18 protein-coding genes and 1 pseudogene are annotated in these 20,948 nt (G+C 69.5%); 2 read left to right on the plus strand and 17 right to left on the minus strand.

The window, feature by feature from the left end; genetic code table 11:
• Together ACFYXC_RS40565 and ACFYXC_RS40570 are read left to right on the plus strand one after the other, a co-directional pair.
• Positions 1-1,436: pseudogene (locus ACFYXC_RS40565) on the plus strand (hypothetical protein); the annotation flags it as partial.
• A gap of 317 nt (positions 1,437-1,753) precedes the next feature.
• Positions 1,754-1,918 (plus strand): hypothetical protein, encoded by a 165-nt coding sequence (locus ACFYXC_RS40570; RefSeq protein WP_389558008.1) that lies wholly within the window; start codon positions 1,754-1,756, stop codon positions 1,916-1,918.
• A 27-nt stretch (positions 1,919-1,945) separates the two neighbouring features.
• Here the strand turns inward: ACFYXC_RS40570 and ACFYXC_RS40575 are convergent, their stop codons facing one another.
• The 17 genes from ACFYXC_RS40575 to ACFYXC_RS40655 all read right to left on the minus strand — a co-directional run bounded on the left by ACFYXC_RS40575 (position 1,946) and on the right by ACFYXC_RS40655 (position 20,924).
• Positions 1,946-5,410: a hypothetical protein gene (locus ACFYXC_RS40575; protein ID WP_389558010.1), complete on the minus strand. Its 3,465-nt coding sequence runs from the start codon at positions 5,408-5,410 to the stop codon at positions 1,946-1,948.
• The gene (locus ACFYXC_RS40580; protein ID WP_389558012.1) at positions 5,410-5,862 is read right to left on the minus strand and encodes a TadE/TadG family type IV pilus assembly protein; all 453 of its coding nucleotides are present in this window, start codon (positions 5,860-5,862) and stop codon (positions 5,410-5,412) included. Before ACFYXC_RS40580 ends, ACFYXC_RS40575 begins: the two co-directional genes overlap by 1 nt.
• Positions 5,862-6,323, minus strand: a complete 462-nt coding sequence (locus tag ACFYXC_RS40585; RefSeq protein ID WP_389558014.1) for a TadE/TadG family type IV pilus assembly protein — start codon at positions 6,321-6,323, stop codon at positions 5,862-5,864. The genes ACFYXC_RS40580 and ACFYXC_RS40585 overlap by 1 nt, the downstream gene beginning before the upstream one ends.
• Positions 6,320-6,745 (minus strand): TadE/TadG family type IV pilus assembly protein, encoded by a 426-nt coding sequence (locus tag ACFYXC_RS40590; RefSeq protein ID WP_389558015.1) that lies wholly within the window; start codon positions 6,743-6,745, stop codon positions 6,320-6,322. Before ACFYXC_RS40590 ends, ACFYXC_RS40585 begins: the two co-directional genes overlap by 4 nt.
• Positions 6,745-6,960, minus strand: a complete 216-nt coding sequence (locus tag ACFYXC_RS40595; RefSeq protein ID WP_389558017.1) for a hypothetical protein — start codon at positions 6,958-6,960, stop codon at positions 6,745-6,747. The genes ACFYXC_RS40590 and ACFYXC_RS40595 overlap by 1 nt, the downstream gene beginning before the upstream one ends.
• Positions 6,961-7,006: 46 nt before the next feature.
• The gene (locus tag ACFYXC_RS40600) at positions 7,007-7,891 is read right to left on the minus strand and encodes a type II secretion system F family protein (RefSeq protein ID WP_389558019.1); all 885 of its coding nucleotides are present in this window, start codon (positions 7,889-7,891) and stop codon (positions 7,007-7,009) included.
• Complete coding sequence (locus tag ACFYXC_RS40605) at positions 7,888-8,838, minus strand: type II secretion system F family protein (RefSeq protein ID WP_389558021.1); 951 nt, start codon at positions 8,836-8,838, stop codon at positions 7,888-7,890. The genes ACFYXC_RS40600 and ACFYXC_RS40605 overlap by 4 nt, the downstream gene beginning before the upstream one ends.
• A complete protein-coding gene (locus ACFYXC_RS40610; RefSeq protein WP_389558022.1) occupies positions 8,835-10,328 on the minus strand; it encodes a CpaF family protein in 1,494 nt (497 codons plus the stop codon). The genes ACFYXC_RS40605 and ACFYXC_RS40610 overlap by 4 nt, the downstream gene beginning before the upstream one ends.
• Positions 10,318-11,145 carry a hypothetical protein gene (locus tag ACFYXC_RS40615; RefSeq protein WP_389558024.1) on the minus strand — a complete coding sequence of 276 codons (828 nt, stop codon included), beginning with the start codon at positions 11,143-11,145 and terminating at the stop codon, positions 10,318-10,320. The genes ACFYXC_RS40610 and ACFYXC_RS40615 overlap by 11 nt, the downstream gene beginning before the upstream one ends.
• The gene (locus ACFYXC_RS40620) at positions 11,145-11,789 is read right to left on the minus strand and encodes an SAF domain-containing protein (protein WP_389558050.1); all 645 of its coding nucleotides are present in this window, start codon (positions 11,787-11,789) and stop codon (positions 11,145-11,147) included. Before ACFYXC_RS40620 ends, ACFYXC_RS40615 begins: the two co-directional genes overlap by 1 nt.
• 72 nt (positions 11,790-11,861) lie before the next feature.
• Positions 11,862-12,749: an ATP/GTP-binding protein gene (locus ACFYXC_RS40625; RefSeq protein WP_389558026.1), complete on the minus strand. Its 888-nt coding sequence runs from the start codon at positions 12,747-12,749 to the stop codon at positions 11,862-11,864.
• Positions 12,743-13,360: a hypothetical protein gene (locus tag ACFYXC_RS40630; RefSeq protein ID WP_389558027.1), complete on the minus strand. Its 618-nt coding sequence runs from the start codon at positions 13,358-13,360 to the stop codon at positions 12,743-12,745. Before ACFYXC_RS40630 ends, ACFYXC_RS40625 begins: the two co-directional genes overlap by 7 nt.
• 401 nt (positions 13,361-13,761) lie before the next feature.
• A complete protein-coding gene (locus ACFYXC_RS40635; RefSeq protein WP_389558029.1) occupies positions 13,762-13,929 on the minus strand; it encodes a hypothetical protein in 168 nt (55 codons plus the stop codon).
• Positions 13,930-14,066: 137 nt separating this feature from the next.
• Positions 14,067-16,697, minus strand: a complete 2,631-nt coding sequence (locus ACFYXC_RS40640) for an ATP/GTP-binding protein (protein WP_389558031.1) — start codon at positions 16,695-16,697, stop codon at positions 14,067-14,069.
• Complete coding sequence (locus ACFYXC_RS40645) at positions 16,673-17,311, minus strand: hypothetical protein (protein ID WP_389558033.1); 639 nt, start codon at positions 17,309-17,311, stop codon at positions 16,673-16,675. The genes ACFYXC_RS40640 and ACFYXC_RS40645 overlap by 25 nt, the downstream gene beginning before the upstream one ends.
• Positions 17,308-18,438, minus strand: a complete 1,131-nt coding sequence (locus ACFYXC_RS40650; RefSeq protein WP_389558035.1) for an NlpC/P60 family protein — start codon at positions 18,436-18,438, stop codon at positions 17,308-17,310. Before ACFYXC_RS40650 ends, ACFYXC_RS40645 begins: the two co-directional genes overlap by 4 nt.
• A gap of 17 nt (positions 18,439-18,455) precedes the next feature.
• The gene (locus tag ACFYXC_RS40655; protein ID WP_389558037.1) at positions 18,456-20,924 is read right to left on the minus strand and encodes a hypothetical protein; all 2,469 of its coding nucleotides are present in this window, start codon (positions 20,922-20,924) and stop codon (positions 18,456-18,458) included.
• Positions 20,925-20,948: the final 24 nt, after the last annotated feature.

A 20,948-nucleotide genomic window follows, 5' to 3' on the forward strand; every position in this document is an offset into this window, starting at 1 on the left:
CCACGTTCCTGCTGTGGCGCCGGATGAAGCTGTGGGAGCTGCGTTCCTACGAGCAGGTCATCAAGCTGGAGCAGGAACGACTCGTCTACCAGGCCAGCCTTCGGTCCCGCTTCGGACGGACCTGGCGCCGGAAGGCGCCCGTCGAAGCACTGATACCGCTGCGCTTGGCCCGGTACGGCGTCCCGCTCGCCGAAACCGCTCCGGCTGGTCTCGCTGCCGCCGGCATCGAGGAGCCACCGATCCAGTTCACCGTCGAGCGGGCTCCCATCCCGGCTCAGCCGGACAACTCCACGGCCGATGCCGGGGCAGAGCACGAGCACACGGCGGCTGAGCTGGAGAGCACAGAGCCACAACCGCTCCAGGCTTCAGCCCCAACCCCCGTGCCCGAGAGGCCACGCGATCCGGAGGAATCGACCAAGGAAGTCGCCGAGCGGTTCGCCGAGGCATACCAGGCGTTCCTCACCCAGTTCCACGCCGAGCCGACCCCGACGCAGTGGGCCTTCTGGCTCCGCGACACCTACGGCATCTCCACGGGATCCGGCGACCCGCTCTCCGAGGACAAGGTGCAGCCCCTGCTCCAGGTCCTCCAGGAGCGCTACGGGTTGCGCGCTGAGGAGCCCGACCCGTCCCACGAATCACAGGCGACCGGTCAAGTAACCGACCAGTGGTACGACTACTTCCAGAGCGCCTGGCGCACCTTCGCGCAAGAGCACGGCACGTACCCGGATGCCGCCGCCCTCGCCGCGTACGTGTACGAGCGGGACTCCATCACGGGGGACGGTCGTCGGCCCATCACAGGGGATGACCTGGCAGCTTTCGTCGCGAGCTTTCAGGAGCGCGAGCTCGGCAGCGGCGAACCGCCCGCCGAAGAGACAGCCGCCGATCCCGGCGAGCAGGTCGCAGGCGCAGGTCCCGCGGAGGAGAAGAAGCCCGAGGCGGCGACCGCCGGTGCGGCTGCACCGGCCGCCAAAGACAAGCGCCGCCCCCGGGTGTTCGCCGCCATCGATGACCGGCCGCCCGACGAGGACGAAGGAACCGAGGAATCAGCCGAACTCAGCACTGTCGACCGCTACTACCTGGCGTGGTTGGAGTTCCAGACTCAGCGTGGCGACGAACTCTCGTCCTCGACTCGGGAGGCCGAGCAACTGTCCGCCTTCCTTGCGGACAAGGGTATGCACGGCCGCGGTGGAAAGCCGGTCAGCCCTTCCAACCTGCGCCGCTACCTATTGCCGTTCCGGGTCTACAACCTCTGGGCCGAACAGAGGATGCGCAGCGACACACCGTCGTTGGATGCCACTACGCAGGAGTGTGCAGCCCAGGGGATCACTGCGCAGCACAACAAGCCCATCACTACTGCCTACATCGCCGACCAGGTCGAGGACTTTGAACGGCGCTGGCAGGCCCTCACTCACCACCATGCCCAGGCGCAGCAGTAACTCCGCCGCCAGGCACCCATTGCGCATCCGCTGTCATGTCACGCCCAGCAGGCTGCGTGATTGGAAGAAGCCCCCGTCACAGACCTCACACTGACCGCGACGGATGCGCAATCCGCGATCCAGGAGCAGGTCGGATCCGACGCCGCCGACCAAGGGGCCTACCGCCGGGAGGCCCTTCTGCACATTCACGGCAACGGGCTGAAGCTCGGGCTTCCCCAGAACCTGGCGCCCGGGTTCTGGCGAGTGCCTGGCGCGGCATGCCCCTCTACCTGCCGGCTGGTCCCATCGTCGTCACGGGCCGAACTGCGAGGGGGGATGTGACGCCGCTCGATGACGACCTGGTGCAGCACGCGAAGGTCGTTGCGCACACCGTCCGCGACACGCTGTCCGAGTGGTGTGCATGCCTTCCCGTCTCCGACGAGGCCGCCGTCGAGGAACTCTTCGCATACGCGGCCCTCGACGTTGCCGCCCGGCAGCAGTGACGTGCTGTGCATCTGCGCGGCCGTCGGCTACAGGGCCTTACGTGCCCTCCCGCCCGAGCGGTTGAGTAGTTCGTTGATGAGCTGCTCGGTCTCCGTTTCAAGTGAACAGTCCAATGTCCGATTGACCTGCTGGACGAGCGTGATGGCAGTGTGCAGCCCTTGCCGGTTCCCGGCGGCAGCCTCGATCCGGAACCAGTCCCGATACAACAGCTCTGCCGTGTTGTCGGCGTCGAGGCCGGTCGCGACGGCCCGGCGGGCCGCGACGAGGTCGTGCTGCGGTCCCGCGGGGGTGCGGTAGGTGGCCACGGTGTGCGCCACGTCGATGATGCGCGTGATGATTTCTTGCTGGTAGGGCTCAGCCCAGGGCAGGGGCTTGCCGCCGAACGGCCGGCCCCGGACCAGAGCGAGTGCCCTCTCCAGATCCGGCAGGCCGGACGGCCCCAGTGGCAGCGCGCGTTCGACGAGTTGGCGGAAGCGGGTCCAGTCGCAGCGCACGCCGGAGGCGAGGCGGTAGGGGTCCTCGCCGGACTTGCGGCGCGGCACGTAGGGGCTGCCGGCGGGGTCGTTCCCCAGGGAGCGGCGCAGGCCCTGCATACGGGCGTTGAGGGTACTCAACGACCAGGGGCGGATGGGGTCCATGTCGGAGCACAGGACGTCCGCGTTCCGCCCGGGACGGAAATACAACAGGGCGGCGAGCTGTGCGATCCGCGGGCCGTGGCCGGTGCTGTCCACACCGGTCACCTCGACCGGTCCCAGGATTCGGATCTCGGGCGCGTGCAGGTCATGCGCCCCGCCCTCATCCGCCTCCGGCACGGTGCCTTCCTCAACGGTGCCGCCCTCGTCGGACTCTCCGGCCGCCGCAGACTCCCCGGCCTTGGGGGCCCTCGGGGCCGGGGGCACCGATGTTTCGGCGTCCGGACCGTCTTCTTCCTCGGCCTGGGTCGATGCCTTGGCGGGGGACAGGAGCTGGAGTGCGGACGGATCGGTGGTGGCGGCGAGCAGGGCCGGGAAGATCTCACCGCTCGTGTCTGCTGTCGGCGTCGACGAGGGGCTCGTGGCGGCGTCCGTCGCGGGCACGGCGGACTCCTCCGGCGCGGTCGGCTCAGGTCCGGGCACGTTGTCGGGCTCGTCCGGGACGTTCTGCCAGGGCCCCTCGGCCGGGTGGGCCGGCTGTGCGGATACCTTCAGCGCCGCGGTGATCTGGAGGTAGGAGGCGTGCTCCAGGCGCTGCACCGTGATGTCGGTGCCGGCGTAGTCGAGGTGTTGCGGTTCGCTGAGCGAGGCGTTGAGGATCTCGGCCTCGGGGAAATGAGCGGCCGCCGTACTCGCCGGGGCGATCAGGGTGACGGGAACGGTCTGGGCCTTGTCGATGACGTCGGCGAACTCCCAGGCGGTGTCCGCGTCGAGCGAGGACGCGCACAGCAGCAGGTAGGGCTGATGGCTGGTCTCGGGCATCTGATGTGCCTCCAGCAGCCGTTCGCTCAGATCGCGCAGCGCGTGGGTGGCGTGGCGCATGTGGGCGATCCGTGCGGTGGGCAGGAGTTGGGGGAGGTCTTCGCCGAACCCGATCGTGATGACTTCGGCTTCGCCTGCCCACGGGCTCATCGCGAGTTCGAGGGTGAGCGAGGTGCACGTTTCGGTGATGTGGACCGGGTTGCCGTCCAGTAGTACGGCGGGCACCTGGGCGAGGTTGAGCAGCAGCAGGTCGCCTGCCTCGGTGCTGCCGATCGTGACCAGGCCCGGATACGGCGCTGGTACCTCGCGGGCGGCCTCCTCGTCCAGGAGGGCGGCGTCGGCGGCCAGGATCCACCATCCGGCCTTGCCCGAGACGAACGGCGCCTGCGGCTCCTGGGCGAGGTCCTCGGAAAGTACCTCCACCGCGCGGGCACCGATCCGCGCGGCCCGCAACGGCGGCAGGCGCGCAGAGCCCTCCTCCTGAGCCATCCTGTGGGCCAGGGTGCGCAGTGCTACGTCCAGACGAGCGGCACTGCCCGGTTCGGCGGCCGCCGCCAACGTGGCCTCGGCCGGAGAGGTCTCCGACGCGATGGCGATCTTCTCGCCCGGCTTGCGGCGGCGGCGCTGCAGCGTCCTGCGCAGCGCGAGAGCCCCGGTGATGGCGGCGGCCAGCAGTGCGCCAGCTCCGAGGACGGTACGCAGGTTCAGCGGACTGCCGGCCGGAGCCGCGGCCGGCGTCTCGGACGCCGTAGCGGCGGGGGAGGGGGCAGCGGAACCGGACGGCTCAGCCGGCGCCGACGGCGAGGCGGCAGAGGGGGAAGCGCTGGCGCTGGGCTGGGCCGTCGCAGAAGGAGAACCCTGTTCCTGCCCGGGCTGCTGGGAGGGACGGCTGCTCGCGGTGCCGGGCGCCGAAGACTCCGGCGCGGGCGCCGCGCTGCTGCCCGGCGCGGGTGCCTGTTCATCCTCCGAGCCCGTGCCCGGCTTCTGCTCGCCCTCTGGCTTCTGCGTGGCCGGGGGAGGGGTCTCTCGGTTCTCTGTCTCATCGCCAGGGGCGCCGTCGTGTGGCGGCGCGTGCTGGGCGGGCTGAGCGCTGGGAACAGTGACCCGCTGTCCCGCGTAGACGACATCCGGGTCGGAGATGGTGGGCAGGCCGTGCGGCTGCGGCTTGCCCCGACTGGCCTCGAACAGCGCGGGCCATTTGTCACCGTCACCGAGCTCCTTCTCCGCGATCTTCGACAGGTAGTCACCCGAGTGGACCGTGACGACGCGCGCGCTCTCCTCGACAGCAGCCGGGGCGCTGTCACCCGACGGCGTCCGGACGCCTGGCGACGCGTCGGTGGAATCCGGCATCTGAAGCTGCCAGCCGGGCTGCAGAAAGCTGTTCGCCTTGAAGACCTGGCCGTCTACCATCACGCGGCCCTCATTGAGGGCGGAGATCTCCCGCCACCGCTCACCGTCGCCCAACTCCCGCTCGGCGATGCCCCACAGGCTCTCCGCCGGCCGCGCATCGCGCACCGTGTACGAAGGACGGGACGTCTGCCTGTCCGCGGAGGACGGCGCGGCCCGATCGGCGTCGGCGGCCTGCGGGGCGTGGGCCCGGCCGGGCACATGGGGCGCGGCGGTTGCCGGTGCGGCCTGGGCATCAAAGGCCAGGGCCGAACTGGTGGGCAGCAGCACCAGGATGCTGCCGATCAGGACAGCCGCGGCGCGCTGCGAGGAACCCATCCCGCGGGGGGCGTGCCAACTTCGGCCCCGCACCTGTGCGATCAGCTCGCGGAGGGCGCAGAACGTGAACTGCATCCACCCGAGCCAGCCCACCGCGACGAGCAGCAGCAGGAACGCCGCTCCCGTGTCCTGCCGGTCCAGCAGGTGCGTGAGGTCGTCGTGGCTGGCCCCCCAGATGACCGGAGTGACCCAGGCCAGCAGCAGCGGCAGCCCGCCGACCGCGGCGGCCAGCACGAGCAGACTCAGTACGGCCTTGATGATCCGGCCCAGAGTGAGGGCAGCCGCTGCGGCGGGCGAAGGGGTGGGGCGCATCAGTTTCCTTTGGGGGCGGTGACACCGTGCAGGAGGGTGGCCTTGCCCTGGCCGGCCACCGACAACGAGCCGATTCCGACGGCTGACAGGAACGTCGTGTCGTAGGTGCCGGTGACGTTCACGGTGAGGGTCTTGCCGTCACCGGACACGCTGACCGTGCCGGTGGCGCCCGCCGCGCGCAAGTAGGCATGGGCCGCGGCCTGGGCATCCTGCGGATCCACGACGATCGCGTTGCCGCTGATGGCCTCGGCGGGGTCGATGGCCTGCCCGCCTGCCCGGGCAGCCTCGCCGGCGACGTAGTCGGCGCGCTCGGTGGCGCGCATTTTGCTGCCGCCGTCGACGGCGACGCCAATGATGCCGATCAGGACGATGACGCACACGGCGACGAACACGGTGACTCCACCCCGCTCACCCCACCGTGCCCGGCTCAGCCCTATCCACCGGAAGATCATCAGTCACCCCGCTGCCGGTACTGATCCACGACTGAGGTCGCGGTCGACGTGAGAGTCCGGGACCCAGGCACGCCCGGCAGCAGGAGATCCGACAGGTTGACCGTGCAGTTCACGGTCACGGTGACGGTGCCTACCTGGCCCACCGGCACGCTGAGGCCGCCGGTATTGATGTTGACGCTGGTCGAAGCGCACCTGATGCCCTGGTCGTTGAGGGAATCGGCGGCCGCCGCGCGAGCGGCGCCCTGGGCGGCCCCCGCCGTGCGGTGAATGGACGCCTCCCTGGCCGCGTCTTCCGCTGCTGCGTCGATCTTCGAGCCGGAGGTGACCAGGCGGCCCCCGGCGATGGCCAGACACAGGAACATGATCAGCGACGGGAGGGTGATGGCCGCCTCGATCGCGGCACTGCCCTCGTCGCTGCGCAGCCTGCGAGCCCATCGGGCTGTGAATCGCACGTAGTTCACTCTCCCGGGACCGTCCAGCGTTCCACCGCACCGGACGCCGACTGGGTGACCTGCAGGCCCGAAACGCCTGGGATCATCGACACGGCCGTGCCGGAGACCTGTACCCGCACCCGCTGCCCGTTGCTGGTGGCTGCGACGCTGTAGCCACGCAGGCTGTCACCCGCGACGCGCCCCAGCACGTCCCGTGCCTGGGCTGCACCGTTGGCCGGACTCGACTTATAGGCGCGGGCCGCGGTGATGCCTTCGCGGGCAGCGGTCAGGGCGATCTGCCGGGCGTAGTACCACATGGATGCCTGGATGACGGCAATCGTGGCAAGCAGCACGAACGGGTAGATGATGGCCATCTGGATGGCTGTATCGCCGCGGTCGTCGTGCCATCTTCGCCCCTGCCACCAGTCCTTGAGCCGCTCCGGAGCGGACATCACAGCCCGTTGAGCCGGCCGTTGTACTTGGCAATGACGACGGCGATGGTCCCGGCGATCAATACGGCGCCGGTGACGGCGGCCACCCAGATGATGACGGTGGTAGTGCTGATGTCGCCGCGGTCCGGCCGGCGCTTGGCCTCCTGAAGGCCCTCCTGCAGGCGCGTGGTCGCCCAGTGCACCGCACGCTGGGTGCGGTCTGCGGTGTACTTCATGATCTGTACTCCTTGCTCCTTCAGAAGTTCGTGACTGGGGGGATCTTCAGACGGTGAGCATGCGGATGACCGCGGGGAACGCCATCAGCAGCATCACCAAGACGGCCAGCAAGGCGCCGGGGGCGGTCATCTTCTCGCTGGCCGCGTTCGCCTCCGCCGCCTGATCGGCCAGCAACTCGGCATTGAGCGCTGCGGTCCGGGCCCGCAGCGCCTTGTACACAGCGGCGCCGTCGGTGGCCGAACCGCGCATGATGTCGGCGACGTCGTCCAGGACGGGAAGCTCGTATTCGCCGGCCAGTTCGGTCAGCGCCTGGTACGGCGGGATCTTCTCCATCCGAGCCCGGCGCAGGGCGCCCTGCAGAAACAGGAAGGGCCAGCCGAAACCCACCTCGGCGGCCTTCTCCAGGGCTTCGGCGGGTCCGGCGTCGGCGGCCCGCTTGAGCGCGACCAGGTCGAGGTAGGCCGACAGGGCGTGCGCGAACTCTTCCCGGGCCCGCTTGCCCTGGTCGCGGACCGAGAGATCTGGAGTGATGAACAACAGCCCTGCGATGAGGAGTCCGGCACCGGCGGGTACGTAGAACGGCAAGGAGACGCCCGCGGTGATCCACGGAATTGTTGCGATCACCGGGCAGAGCAGGCCCAGCGCGGCGAGCGCGGTCTTCTTCAGCATGAACTGGCCCGGCCCCTGGCCGAGCAGCGCCAGGTTGGTGGTGGGGATCCGTACGCCGGGCAGGCGCTCGAGGCGGCCCAGCAGCCACCGGCCCCACACCTCCTCGCGGTCCAGCTCCGGCTCGGGCATGGTCAGGGTGGCCGGGGCACTGCGCTGCAGGGCCGGTCCCAACGCGGGCTGAGGGCGCAGCAGTTCCCGCACCAGCAGGGCAAGGCCAGCGCCTACCGTGCCGCCGGTCAGGACAACGGGAAACAGGTTCACGACGTGACTCCTTCCGGCTCACGGCCAGCGACCGGCACATCCGGCTCGGTCGCGGGCGCGGGCAGCCGGACTGCGCTGGCAGGATCAGTGATCAAAAAGCGCGGGATTCGGCGAAAGGCACCCATCTGCCGCATCAGGGCGAGGACCCCGATGAAGGCGGCCGTCAGGAAGGCGAGCACGAGCTGCCCCAACAGCGTGGAGTACGGCTGCGTGTAAGACGGCACGAAGAACCCGGCCACCACGATGCCCACGGTGATGATGGTCATCCACCGCACGGTGGTCCGCGGCTTCGCCCGGTCCGCCTCGATGGCGCGCCTCTTGGCGACCTCGTCGCGGACCGTGCCCGCCAGGTCCTCCAGCGCCTGGGCCAGGCCCGGGCCGCGGTCGTTGACCGACAGGATGAGCGCGGCAACCACCTTGTCTGCGGTGACGTCGTTCAGTTCCCCGGCGAACGCGCGGAGCGCTCCCTCCGGACGCCACCCCAGACGCAGCCGGTCGGACAGATTGACGATCTGCGGGGAAAGTTCGTCCGGCGCACCCTGACGGCTGGTGACCATTGCCTGCTCAAGCCCCATGCCCAGCCGGAGCAGACCGGACAGCCGTTGAGTCCACTCGCTGAGCGCCTCCAGCTGCCCGATGCGTTCCTGTGCCGCCTGCGCCGGGCTGAGCAGCCAGGGCACGCCGATCACAGCCGCGCCCAGCAGTACGCCGCCCACGAAGTTCCCCGAGACCAGCCACACGGCCACGAAGACCACGACCGCCAATACCGCGAGGGTCCGCCGGCGCAGCCGGACGTCCTCGCCTTGGTCCTTCCCGGCGCGCAGGGCCTGCCACCGCTGCCGCAGCGGAGCCCGGCGCGGCGCCGTCGTGCCCACAGCACCGGCCACGACGCCGATCAGCCCGCCGATGACGGCCATACCGCTCAACAACCCCCACCACAGGGTCATGGGCTCACCCCCACCTTCAGCGGCAGCGGCGCCTGCCACGCCCCGTAGGGCTGCTGCAGCTGGACGGAGTCGAAGCCGACGCGGCGCAGGTCGTCGATACAGCCCGGGTCCATCCGGGGCACGGCGCGCAGATCACCGAACTCGGCGCCGGGGGAGAAGACCGTGTTGGTGGCGGGACGGCCGCTCTCGCCGATCCCGGTCAGCTCCAGGACGTGGGAGACGTAGCGGTGGCGTCGGCCGCCGATCTGCGTCTCGTCGGTCATATCGACGTACACGATGAAGTCCAGGCCGTTGGCGGTCTGCCGGTAGGCGAGCTGCTCGGACAAGTTGTCCTGGGCGAGCGCGTACAGCTCCGCGATCCGGTCGAAGATGATGTCCGGGCGCCGGGCGTGGATCGTGCACAGGTTGCCGCCCGACCCGTTCGTCAGCGCCTGCATCATGGCGACGACTTCCGGTCCGCGGACCTCGCCGACCACGATCCGCTCCAGCGACATCCGCAGGGCGGGGTGCATCAGGTCCAGCAGCGAGACCTCGCCGGCGCTCCGTCCGGTGACGTCCTTCTCCCCGTTGGACTCGCGGCCCACCAGGGAGACGACTTGGCGGTGGTAGCCGTTGGCGTGGGCGAACAGTTCGTCCTCAGTCTGAATGGTGGCGAACCGGCACTCCGGGTCGAACTCCTTCAGCATCGCCCGCAGCAAGGTGGTCTTCCCGGCCTTCTGCTTCCCCGCGATCATGATGTTCTTCTCCGCGCGCACGCAGGCACCGAGGAAGTCGCGCAGGATCAAGTCGATCGTGCCCAGTCGTACCAGGTCGTCGAGATCGGCGTGGGAGACCCTGTGCCGGCGGATGACCGCGTAGGTCATCGGCCCGAGTCCGGTGATGGCCTGGAGGCGGGAGCCGTCCTGCAGGGACAGGGCAAGGGTCGGGTTCGCGGTGGAGATGGTGCGCTCGTTGTGCCCGGAACCCCTCGCCAACTCCCGTAACAACTCCAGCAGTTCTTCTTCCGAGTCCGCGATCGGGCCGACCATCCGGCGTTCGCCGTCGCCGTAGTCGAGCCACACCTCGTTCGGGCCCTGGATGATGATGTCCTCGACCCGCTCGTCGTCCAGGTACGGCTGGAGCCGCCCGGCCCGAAAGAGCAGGTCATAGACGGCACGCCGGAGTGCCTCGTCCTCCTGCGGCGCCATCGCCGCTGCGTCCGACCACAGCGCGACCGCCTCGTTGATCCAGTCCAGGCAGCGCTGCTCTTCGCTGGCCCGGTCCATATCCGGCGTTGTCTTCAGCAAGTCCTCGCGCTGCTTGGCGACCTGGCTGGCGATGTGCCGGGCCACCTTGTAGTCAACGGTGACCTGAGGCGTTGCTGCATTGAGCGCGTGTGTACTCGATGCAGCATCGGTCGGCGTGCTGTTCGCCCGGTGGGGCAACGCCCGCTGGGGGCGGCCGGTCGGCGCAGGCACGAGGGGATCGTTGTGCAGGGGCCTACCGCGCACGGGATACCTCCCCGCCTGCGGCGAACGTGCCGTGTGGATCGAGGCGGGCCCGGCGCATCGCGACCCGTTGGACCAGCAGGGTGCTGCTTGTCCTGGCGGCTTTCATCAGCGGCGACTTGGTGAAATGGCGCGGCTGTTCGCCACCGTCGGAGAGCACGCGGGCGTCCTTCGGCGCGTACGGCAGGGTCGCCACCACCGGCACCTGCAGCACCCGCTGCACCTCGCCCGCGGGATACGGACCCTCATTGATCATCAGCACGCTGACGTCACCGACCCGTTCCTCCAGCGCGCGTACCCGGACCTCGGCCGCTTGCAGGCAGCGCAGGGTGTTGCGTACCACCACGATCACAGTGTCGGCCTGCTCGGCCAGGACACCGGACGGGCCAAAGGCCCCCCGGCGGCCCAGGTCGATCAGGATGTCGTGGCCGTGCTCGGCCTCGATGCCGCGGAAGATGACACCCAGGGCCTTCCATACTGACCCCAGGCTTGCTGACTGCGCGGGGTCGGTGATGCCCGGCAGGAGCAGCCGGTTGCGCGGTGACTCCGCCTTGCGTTCCTCGCTGCCCAGGTCGATCAGCTGACGCCAGAAGGCGTCGCCGAGGTCGCCTTGCCGGGCGGCGACCGAAAGGTTCCGCAGGCCGTACCGGTCGCCGAGCGTGCCCTGCAACAACCCGTGCAGCACGGCCCCGCCGTCCGGGTCGCACTCCGCCAGGACCATCCGCCGGCCCGGCTCCAGCGGCCACGACAGCAGCAGAGTAAGAGCGCTCGTGGTCACGCCGGGCGCGCCACTGCAGCCCGCCAGCGCGATGACAGCCATCAGTTGCCGTCCGGAGCGGCGAGGACCAGGCGCAAGGTGCCAGTGGACACCCAGGCGGCAGCCGTGGGGCCGTCAGCGGCGGACGTGGCGACGTCGACCACGACGATCCCGGTGCCGGGGGCGGCACTGGAAGCCTTCACGACCCGCCCGTCCACGGTCTCCGGCGGGGTGTCGGACGTCGTGCCGGTGTCCGTCGCACCCTGGGCCGGGACGTGGACCAGCTGTACCCTCTGGCCCGGCACCAACGCCGTGGCCGGGATCTGCTTGGGCTCAAGCCCGATGGGCACCAGCTGCTCGCCAGCCTTCACCAGCGAGTCCTTCGTCACCTGCGCCGGAGCGAGGAGCGATCCGGGCTTGAGCTCGACAGCGGCCCGCTTGCCCACCACCGAGTCCCGGTCGTCGCTGCGCACCGCTTTGACGGCCGGATCCAGGGCGATGGATGCCTTGCCCAGGTCGTCCTCGGTGAGAACCTGCCCGACCTGGACATCGCGGACGACGGTCACCACGTCGGTGCGGTTGCCCACCTGCAGCAGCAGGACGGCAACACCGGCCCCTCCGGCCGCGATCAGTGCCAGCGACAAGGCGATGACACCCGGTCGGCGCCTGCGGGCCGACACCCGCGGGGGAGTCACCGGGCCGGCCACCGAAGGCACGCCGTTCGCATCGGCTGTGCGTTCTTTGGTCTTGCTGCGCAACGCTCAGTCCTTCCGGCGGCTTTACCTGACGACCTGCAGTTCGCCCATCGCGACCTGCGCCCGGGACTGTCTGATCTCCGTGAACTGCCCCGCCTCGCCGCCGCCGTTCACCTGCCAGTCCACCGTCCACGTCGCGGTCGCGTTCACGCTGTACTTGCCTCCTGACCGGGAGGCCGAAGTGCGGCTGTAGGTATGGCCGCAGGTGGGCGACTCCTGCTTGCCATACGAGGCATGGTAGGCAGTGCCGGGTCCCTGGCACGTGACAGCGTTGCCGTCGCCCATCGTCCAGTCGATCTTGGTGACCTTCGCCTTCGCGGTCACGGTCACTCCAGCCAGCGACGCCGAGGCTGTGTTGGGCCCGTACGTCGTGGCGCTCTCGTTGACCCACATCCACATCGGCACGCCCACGATGTACCTGCCGGCCGCGCGTGGGCTGGCGATGTCCGGGCCGCTCAACAGCATCCGGTCGACGGCCTGGCGTGCCAGTTGCTCCGGGTCGACGTTGACCACGGGAGCCTCGGCCGCCCAGAAGACCTGGGGGACGATCTGAGCTCCTGCCGCGGCTCCCAGCGCATCGCTGAGGCAGACCCGCGTGTAGAGCGCGCCGTCACCGGGTTCGTGGCCGTTCCAGAGCGGGTCGCTCGCGGGCGGCTGCGGATCGAGTCGCTCGACCGCACAGGTCTGTGGCCGGGGCTTGCTGTCCTTGCCAGCACCGGTGCCCGGCTGATTGCCTTTCGGGCCCTGACCGCCCGGGGTGCCCGGCTCCTGCCGGCAGACCGTGACGAAAGAACGCGCGCCGTCGCAGTCACCACCAATGACCGGATCGTCCGCCGCGTGGGCCGGTAAAGCCGCGAGAGCGCAGAGCGCGGCGGCAGAAACGACTGCTGCCAGCCCGGGACGCCTCAGCATGTGCGTTTCCCGTCCGGCGTGAGTTCTGTGATCATCCACTGGGTCCCCCACTTCTCCGCCTTGGCCGTCGTCACGTAACGCAGAGGCTGATTCGACGGGAACGGCTGCACGGCACCCGTCTTCTTCTTGACCGTCCGCCAGTCCGAGATGTCGAGACAGTCACGCACGCTGGCCTTGGGTGTCTTCCCGGTGAGCGCGAGTGAGGTGACCTGTGCGTCATGCGCCGGGGCGCCCTTGGTGGCGGTGCCCGCCTCTTTCATGACCAGCACGTCGCCCATGGCGCGCCCTAGTGCTTCCTTCGTGGCGTACGTCTTCAGGTCGGTGCCCTTGATGTCGGCCTGCCCGTAAGCCTTGACCTGCTCGGCCCAGAAGTTGTCATACGCCTGCAGCACGCTGCCTTTCGCCTGGGCCTGGGGATCGGCACGGGACAACGACGGCGCGGGGGCGGATGTGCCGCTGGTGGGCGTAGGGCTCTTGGCCGATTCGCCGGAGTGGTCGCCCCTTCCGCAGGCCGTCAGAGTGACCAGTACGCCTGCGATCAGCAGAGCAGTTGCATGCTTTCGGCTGCGAGCAGCGGTGAGTTTTGTTAAGCGTCGGGATGCTCGTGTCATGTGGTCTCCCCGTACGACGCGGTGCGGCAGATCGCTGCCCCAGATGCCGTGTACGGCAGTCCGCAGCTGCTGCCTGGTCAAAGCCGTGGAGGTGCGTTTGCGTACCGCAACGCTACGCATATGCCAGTCAACAGCCCAGCTTGATAGGCGAGTTCGCCCATACAACCCAGGACGTACCAGGACACTCCAGAAAGGAAAAGTCAATTAATCGGTTTACTGCCTTCCATGCCCCGTAAATGAACAGCGTCACTGCGGCAGGTGCGGTGAAGGGGTCGCCAAGCCCGGCCAACGACACACACCGGAGGAGGGGCGATCAGACAGTGAGCAGGGGACATCCCGACCGGTGCGGGCGGGCCCTTCCTGGTGCTCGGCCGCCTCGGCGCCGGCGGCATGGGCACCGTTCACCTCGCCCAGTCGCCCGGCGGCCGACGGTCGCGGTCAAAACCATCCGTGGCGATCAGGCCGCCGACCCGGCTGTCCGGGAGGGATTCCGGCGGGGCGGACCGCTGCTTGTCACCGACCTCCTTGGGCTCGCGGCCGGCCTGGCCGAAGCGCTGGCAGCTATGCACGACGCACTCGCTCAGGCTCTTCGCGTCGCTCGCCCCCGGCCAGCGGCACCCGCGGGGCGGCCAGGAGCCGATCCGGAGTCGGCTCGACGAGGACGAGCGTGAGCCAGGACTTCTGGGCTCGGCGACGGCGGTGGGCGTCACTGGTATCCCTGCGTGTGCTTGCCCAGGCGCGCATCCGCCGTGGCTGCGGGAGCGCGTTGGGTGAGGAAATCGAGGAGACGGGCCTGCTGAGCGGCAGCGGCGGCGGTGAGCTCATCGAGGGGCATTGCCCCGGCTGTGACCCGGGCAGCGTGTTCCAGGGCGGCGACTTTGCCGGGACGGGCGTACTCGGCGAATACCTCGTCCAGGTGCGGGCCGGTGATCCGGACAGGTCCGATGCGGCGGCCGTCGACGGTGAGCGACATGTAGTGCTCGAACCGGTCGAGCACCGCCACCTCGTCCGCGCTCGGACGATCTCCCCACTCCGCGGTGATCGGGGCGATCGCCGTCTTGGATCCCGCCGTGGACGCCAGCGTGGACGCGTTCTGCGTCAGCGACATCCGCACCGGGGCGGGCAGCCGTCCCAGCAACTGGGTCATCCCGTGCACCGATACCTTGAACTTGCGGAAGTCCTCGAACATCGACGCGATGGTCTCCGGGGCGGCGCCCGTCAGAGTGATCAGTTCGTCGAAGTACAGCCGGAATCGCCGCCGTTGCTCCTCAGGCGTGTCTCGCCGTGAGCGCACCGCCCGTAGCAGGTCCCGTGCGATGAGCGCGGTCAGTAACCGGTCCGTGGGTCCGTTTCCGGCCGGGCACACCCACACGACCAGCCCGTTGTCCATGGCGGCCCGGCTGTTGTACACGCCGACCGGCTGACCGAGAAAGGCGCGGGTGACGGGGTTGGCGGCCAGTCGGGCGAGCGGGTTGAGGACGACCCCGAAGGCGTCCGGGGGAAACGTCGGAAACACCGTCCGCCACCAGGCGCGCGTCTCCTCGTCGAGCCGGTCCGCGACAGCAGCCAGCGCCGCGCCCCGGAACCCGGGGTCGGAGAGCAGGGAACGCACGTGGAAGATGGTGGTCTGGTCTTCGCGGCGGCCGGCCTGGCAGGCGGCCTGGTTGACGGCGACCAGCACGGCCAGGGACGACGTGAGGATGGTCAGCGCGCGGGGAGCGGCGGCATCGTCCCAGCCGAGGACGGAGGCGAAGGCATCGGTGACCGCCTCGACGACGTCGTGCGGAGCCTGCCCATGGTGTATGGCGATCGGATTCCACGAGCTCAACCTCGCAGAGCGCCCTGCTGCGTTGAGGTCGATCAGCGCGATCTTCTGCATCAGGTGCTCGTGGGCGAGGAACGTCGCGGCGCGTGGCCAGGAGTCACGGTGTGGGTCAACAAACATCAACCCGCCGCCGGCGTGTGCCCACGCGATCGCCTGCGCCAAAGCACGTTCCGTCTTCCCACCGCCGGCCTTGCCCACTCCGCACTCGAACAGCGTCTCGACGGTGCGGGTGGCGACCAGACGCCTCCGGCCGTCGGGTCCCCGGTAGATGCCCTGCAGGAGCAGCTCAGGATCCCCGAACTCGAAGGTTGGTAGGTCACCGGCGAGCAGCGGCAGCCGACAGTGGACGGTGGGCGGCTTGAGCAGTCCGGTCAATTCATCCAGCCTCACCCAGTTCGCGCGGGGCGGCTGGCATTGCCCCAGCTCCCAGCGCCGCTCGAAGCTGCGCCGGGTGGGCCAGTGATCGGCACCGAACCGCCACGGCCCCAGCCGGAATCCGCGCATGGCCCACCGGGAGCGGCCGCCGAACACGTCGAAACCGGCTTGGAGCTGGGCGAGGCGGGCCTGGGCACGGCCTTCGACATTGGACGCGCACATGACGAGCAGCTGCACCCGAACGAGGTGGTCGTCATGGGCGAGCTTGCCGAGTGCCTCGGCCGGGTCCACCCGGCGCGGGACCGGGGGCATCACGAGCCGCCGCCCGGCTGATCCGTCCTTGCCGGTGACCAGGGCCTGCAGATTCCAGGACAACGAGTCCTGGATCCCGGTGGCGTCCTGCCGCACCCAGCGCGCCGCGCGCTGGGTCTCCCGGTGCTCCTGGCGGCGAGCGGCGCTCATCAGCTGCAGACGGCGAGCGCGCAGTGTCCACTTGGGGGCGCGCTGGATGTCGAGGCGGACCTCGGCGAGGTCGCCCAGTTCGGCGCGTAGGTCGGACACGGCGTCGACCAGGGGCTGCAGCGGATCGGGCTCCAGCGGCACCTCCCGCAGGGGAGCGGTGAGCTTGCCGCGCAGGATGAACTCCGCCCGCACCATGTGATCGCGTGGCTTGTCCACGATCGGCCCGGCCCTTTCGACGGTGACGTTCGGCCCGAACGGGGTGATGGACAGCAGCCGTTCGCCACCCGCGGGGCCTTCGATGCGGTAGCGCAGGGGGCTGGAGCCGTCTGCGCGCAGCCTGATCTGTACCGCCTTCGACCGGCGCGGCGCCCACCACGGCATGCTCGTCGAGGCCCGCGCCAGCTGTACGCCGCGGCGGAAGATCTCCTCAATGCCCGGGTCGAAATGCCCGGTGGGGATGAGCTCCAGGGCCATCCGCTGGGCATAGGCCCGCTCAGCGAGGCGGCGCACCACTATCTCGCCCACGCCCCAGGCAATGGCGAGGACGAGGGCGAGGAGGTACCAGTGGTCGTAGAGCCAGTCGACGGCTCCGACGAGCCAGGTGACCAGGCCGAGTACCTGACCGGAGGTCTCCTCAAAGGCATGCTCCGTCAGATGCGAAGCCGTGGAGTCCACGCCGTCTCTCCCTTCTTGAGGGTGCGGGTGAAGAACAGATCGGTGATACGGAGGTCGGTGTAGGTACCGCCGCGGTCCGTGCCGGCCCACACCAGATGGACCACCGCTTTGCTGGATCTGCCGTCGCGGCGGGCAATGGCGGCCTGGACACGGAAGCGAGCGGTGGCGAATGCCGGGACCACCGCCTGGTCCGTGTGGGGGAAGACGTCCGGCCACTTCGTGCGACCGACTCCGGTGGCGTCCGCGCGCAGCAGCGCCCGGCCGACGGTGAGTAACTGCCGCTCTTCGGCGGCGGGAAGGTCTGATGGCCAGGCTGCCTCCAGCGACTGCTGGACAGCTCGGTCGCCGGCCACGCCCTCGCCGTGCGGCGGCAGGGCGGACTCGAGAACCGAGGGCGTCGATGCCGCCAGCGTCGTGGAGGGAGCTTTCTCGACGGTCGCCTTGTCGTCGGGAGGAGCAGAAGCCGCAGATGACGGAGCCGCGGTCGCGGTCGACGACGGCTCGGGGGCCGATGGCTGCTGGCCGTGCGGCATGCCCAGCAAGGCGATACCGAGGAGGGCGAGCACGACGGTGCTCAGCAACAGCAGACGCGGTGAGCGTGGCGTGGTCGTCACAGCAGCCTCGCTCCCCCCGCAAAGCCCGACATCGCACTCACGGCGTCCAGCCGTACGACGGTCCCCGGCCGTGCGGCGTTGACCATCTGTCCACTGCCCACGTAGATCCCGACGTGATAGATCGTCCTATCGCGTCCGGGAGCGGTGGCGTAGAAGACGAGGTCGCCGGGCTTGAGCGCAAGCGTGCCGAGGCTGGCCGGGATCCGCTGGCCGATACTGGCCTGGTCGGCGGCAAGACGCGGCAGGTTGATGCCGGCCTTCGCGTACGCGTACTGGGTCAGGCCCGAGCAGTCGAAGCCCTTGATCCCCGTGCCGCTTCTTCCGCTGCGCGTACAGCAGATCCCGTACGACGCGCCTGTGGCGTTGCCGCCGCCCCAGGAGTAGGGCACACCTTGCTGGGAGAGCGCCGCCTCGATGACGGTGCGGACTTTCCCGGACACGTCCTTCAGGTTCGGGTCTTCGGCGGCCGCCGTGTACTGGTCGATCCACCCGAGCACGTTGGCGACGTACTCGCCTGATTGGTTGTAGTGCAGGATCGCGGCCTCGAGCTGGGCGCGCTTGGTCAGGTCACGGCCGCCTGCGCACAGGTAGATCGCGGCACCGAGTGCGGCGTCGCCGGCGTTGTGCGGGTCGGCGACCGTGGCGCCGCCTGCGTCCTTCCAGACGTCTTCCCAGGTGGAGGGCAGGAACTGGAAGGGGCCGACGGCACGCTCGCCTTGAGAGGTGCCGTCCCACTTACCGCCGTCGGTATCCGGGAAGACGGTGGTGTTGCCACCGGCCCCGGAACCATTGAGGAGCACCCCGTAGATCTTGGGGCGGATGTCTCCGTTGGCGGCGGTGTTGCGGCCCACCCCGTGATTGGACTCGACCTTGGCAATCCCAGCGAGGACTGGCCAGCGCATGCCCTGGCACTTCGGCACATGCTTGCCGACCTGCCGGACAGCCTTCTTGTACGCGGCCAGCATCCGGGCCGGGATGTCCGCCGCACCGCCGCCCTCGGCAATCCCGCTGTCATCCTGCGCACCCGCCTTCAACGCGACGTACGCACTGATCGCGTTGCCCACGGGCGCGGCACAGCACACGGCGGCGAACAGCAGCATCACCACCACACAGCCCCACTTGGTCACCCGGCCACGACGGCGCCTCACTCGCCATCACCACCGTCGCGGGTGCCGTCCGTACCGTCCCTCGGACGCGACCGCGGACCGTCGTCGTGCCCCCGGTCGAATGCGTCGCGGAGCCGACGACGTAACTCGGCGGGAGGGTCCGTCAGCCGCCGCGGGGGAGCGGATGACGTCGGCGCTGAGCCCCGCGTACCGGGGGAGCTCGGCTGTGTCGTCGTGCTCCCGGTTTTCAGGCGGCGGCTGAGGAAGAGGTCCGTTCCACCGCGGTCGTCGTTGTGGTCTCGCATCACCTGGGCCGTGTGCCGCCCCACGTCGCCCCAGGCCCGCCGGTCTTCGCGCACGGTGTTACGCCACACCTGAACCTGCTGGCGGGCGTCCTGGGTGTACCGCGAGCCGCTCTGCCCGGCCCGGCGCACGTTGGCCGGCAGACCCGCCGTTGTTCCGTATGCGGCCCGGCCGCCGCGGTTGAGGATGCGGTAGCCGCGGAAGCGAACCAGGCGGTTGTGGGCCCGTGTGGACAGCAGGGTGCGGTCGGTGTTCTGGTCGTGCAGTACCTCACCGGTGTTGTGGTCGACGACCTGGCCCTCCTCATCGCGGTAGCGGTCCCGAGGGCCACCGCGCCGAAGACGGCCGCTCTCCCCCTCGCCATCACCGCCGCCCTCACCGCCCTCACCGGTGGGCTTCTGCCACTTGGCCAACTGCTCCTTGTCCGGCCGCCCGCCGATCAGCAGCCAGTGCGCACTCTTGGCGCCGAGCCGCGCGCCGATCCCGGCACCGGCCGCCGCGGCGGTCAGCGGCGCGAGGCCCCGCCTGGCCTCCGCAGTGGCATCGGCGAACGTCTGCCCGGTGTCGACGGGCATGCCCGCGCCGTCGATGAACGAAGAGAGGGCGCCCATCAGGCGATGCCGGGTGCCCAGCAGCCCGTACCGGCCGCCACCGCCGCCGGAGAAGGCGCGCAGTGAGCCGCCGTATCCGCCCATGGCTGCCGGGGAGTTCATGGCGAGTGCGGCGCCGAGTTCGGAGGTGTCGCCGGGCATGTGGGTGCCGCCGATCTTGGCGTAGCGCATCCGCATGGCCATGCGACGGCCGAAGGAGGTGATGCCAGTCAGCAGTCGGCGGTGTCCGGCCGCGCCCGCGATGGCCAGCACGTCGATCAGGAGGATCCGCTCGACCATCAAGTCCGGGCCATCGGTGATCGTGGCGTCGACGGCAATGCCAAAGAACGGGATGAACGCGCAGATGCCGACCATGGCGAGGATCGCGATGCCCCAGATCGACAACCACTTCCACACCGTCTGCCGCGGAGGACCAGGCAGCATGCTGGCGATGAAGGCGACGCCGCCGGCAGCCGCCGCTGCTGCGCAGATGCCCTGGGTGCCGAGCAGGACGATCGCGCAGGACAGCAGCATGCCGCAGATGAACAGCGCGCCGATCAGCAGCAGGACGGCGCCACCGACCCGCCACCAGGTGGGCTTCTCCGCGTACGCGGCGCACGACTTACCGACCGGACCGGCCTTCTTCAGATCCTGTAGGAAGGCATAGAACTCACGGTCCTCGTCGGTGACGATCGCATTCGAGGCGTCCAGCAAGTCGCCGCCCGGTGTCAGCTCAGGCAGCGAGTCGCTCTCGCACACCTCCTTGGCTTGGCCATCGAGAAGCCTGCAGTTGTCCTCGTCGTCGTTGTCGGGTTTGCGCTCGCAGTACTTCTTGGCCTCGCCCTTGATGAGATCGCAGGGGTCCTTCCGGTCGTCCGATTCATCCGAGCTGTCGGCCCCCGCCTTGTAGCCGCCGGTGACCCACTTCAAGTGGACGGCATATGCCTTGCGGTCGGCAGTCTTGGCCGGGTCGAGGATGCGCCCGTACTGCAGCAGCATGAAAGGCTTGACGATCATGGCGTTGGTGACCGAGTCCTGGAGCGGGCGGGCCACGTCCTCTGCCGACACCGGCTTGGAAGCCTCAAGCTCCTGGCACTTGATCTCCTGCATGCCGGCCATGCCGGCGCACGGACTGTAGCTGGCGAGCTTCCCGCCCCAGTCATAGGAGTTGACGCTCGCCTGGGCAACCTCGGCGCCCACTTGCTGGGTCTGCCCCAGCGGCCCGTTCTCCGCGAGGAGGTAGTCGGGTCGGACGAAGGTGGACGCGGCGAACGCCGCGATCAGCAGGGTTAGGAAGATCTCACCGAGACCTCGGCCGATCCGACCGCGCACCATCATGAACCCGGCAACAACAAAGGCCCAGGCCAGCAGCAGCCCCTTGAGACCGAGGGTGTCGACGACCACGTTGTTGTAGGCGTCGGCGACCTTCTGCGCAGGGTCGGTGAGGATCTTCAGCAGCGGGAACCGGAAGGCGACCTCAATGGCCCACCCTCCAAGTCCGACCAGGAGCCGGATGAGGGTGAAAAAGCCGGACAGGGCGAAGGCGAGGGACTGCGTCTTGAAGCTGACGATGGAGCCGCCCTCAGCGTTCAGCTCGTAGCCGTTGATCGGCACTCCCTCGGAGGAGGTGATGTTCAG

The sequence above is a fragment of the Streptomyces sp. NPDC002701 genome, from assembly GCF_042889045.1.
In the GTDB taxonomy this organism is placed as follows: Bacteria; Actinomycetota; Actinomycetes; order Streptomycetales; family Streptomycetaceae; genus Streptomyces.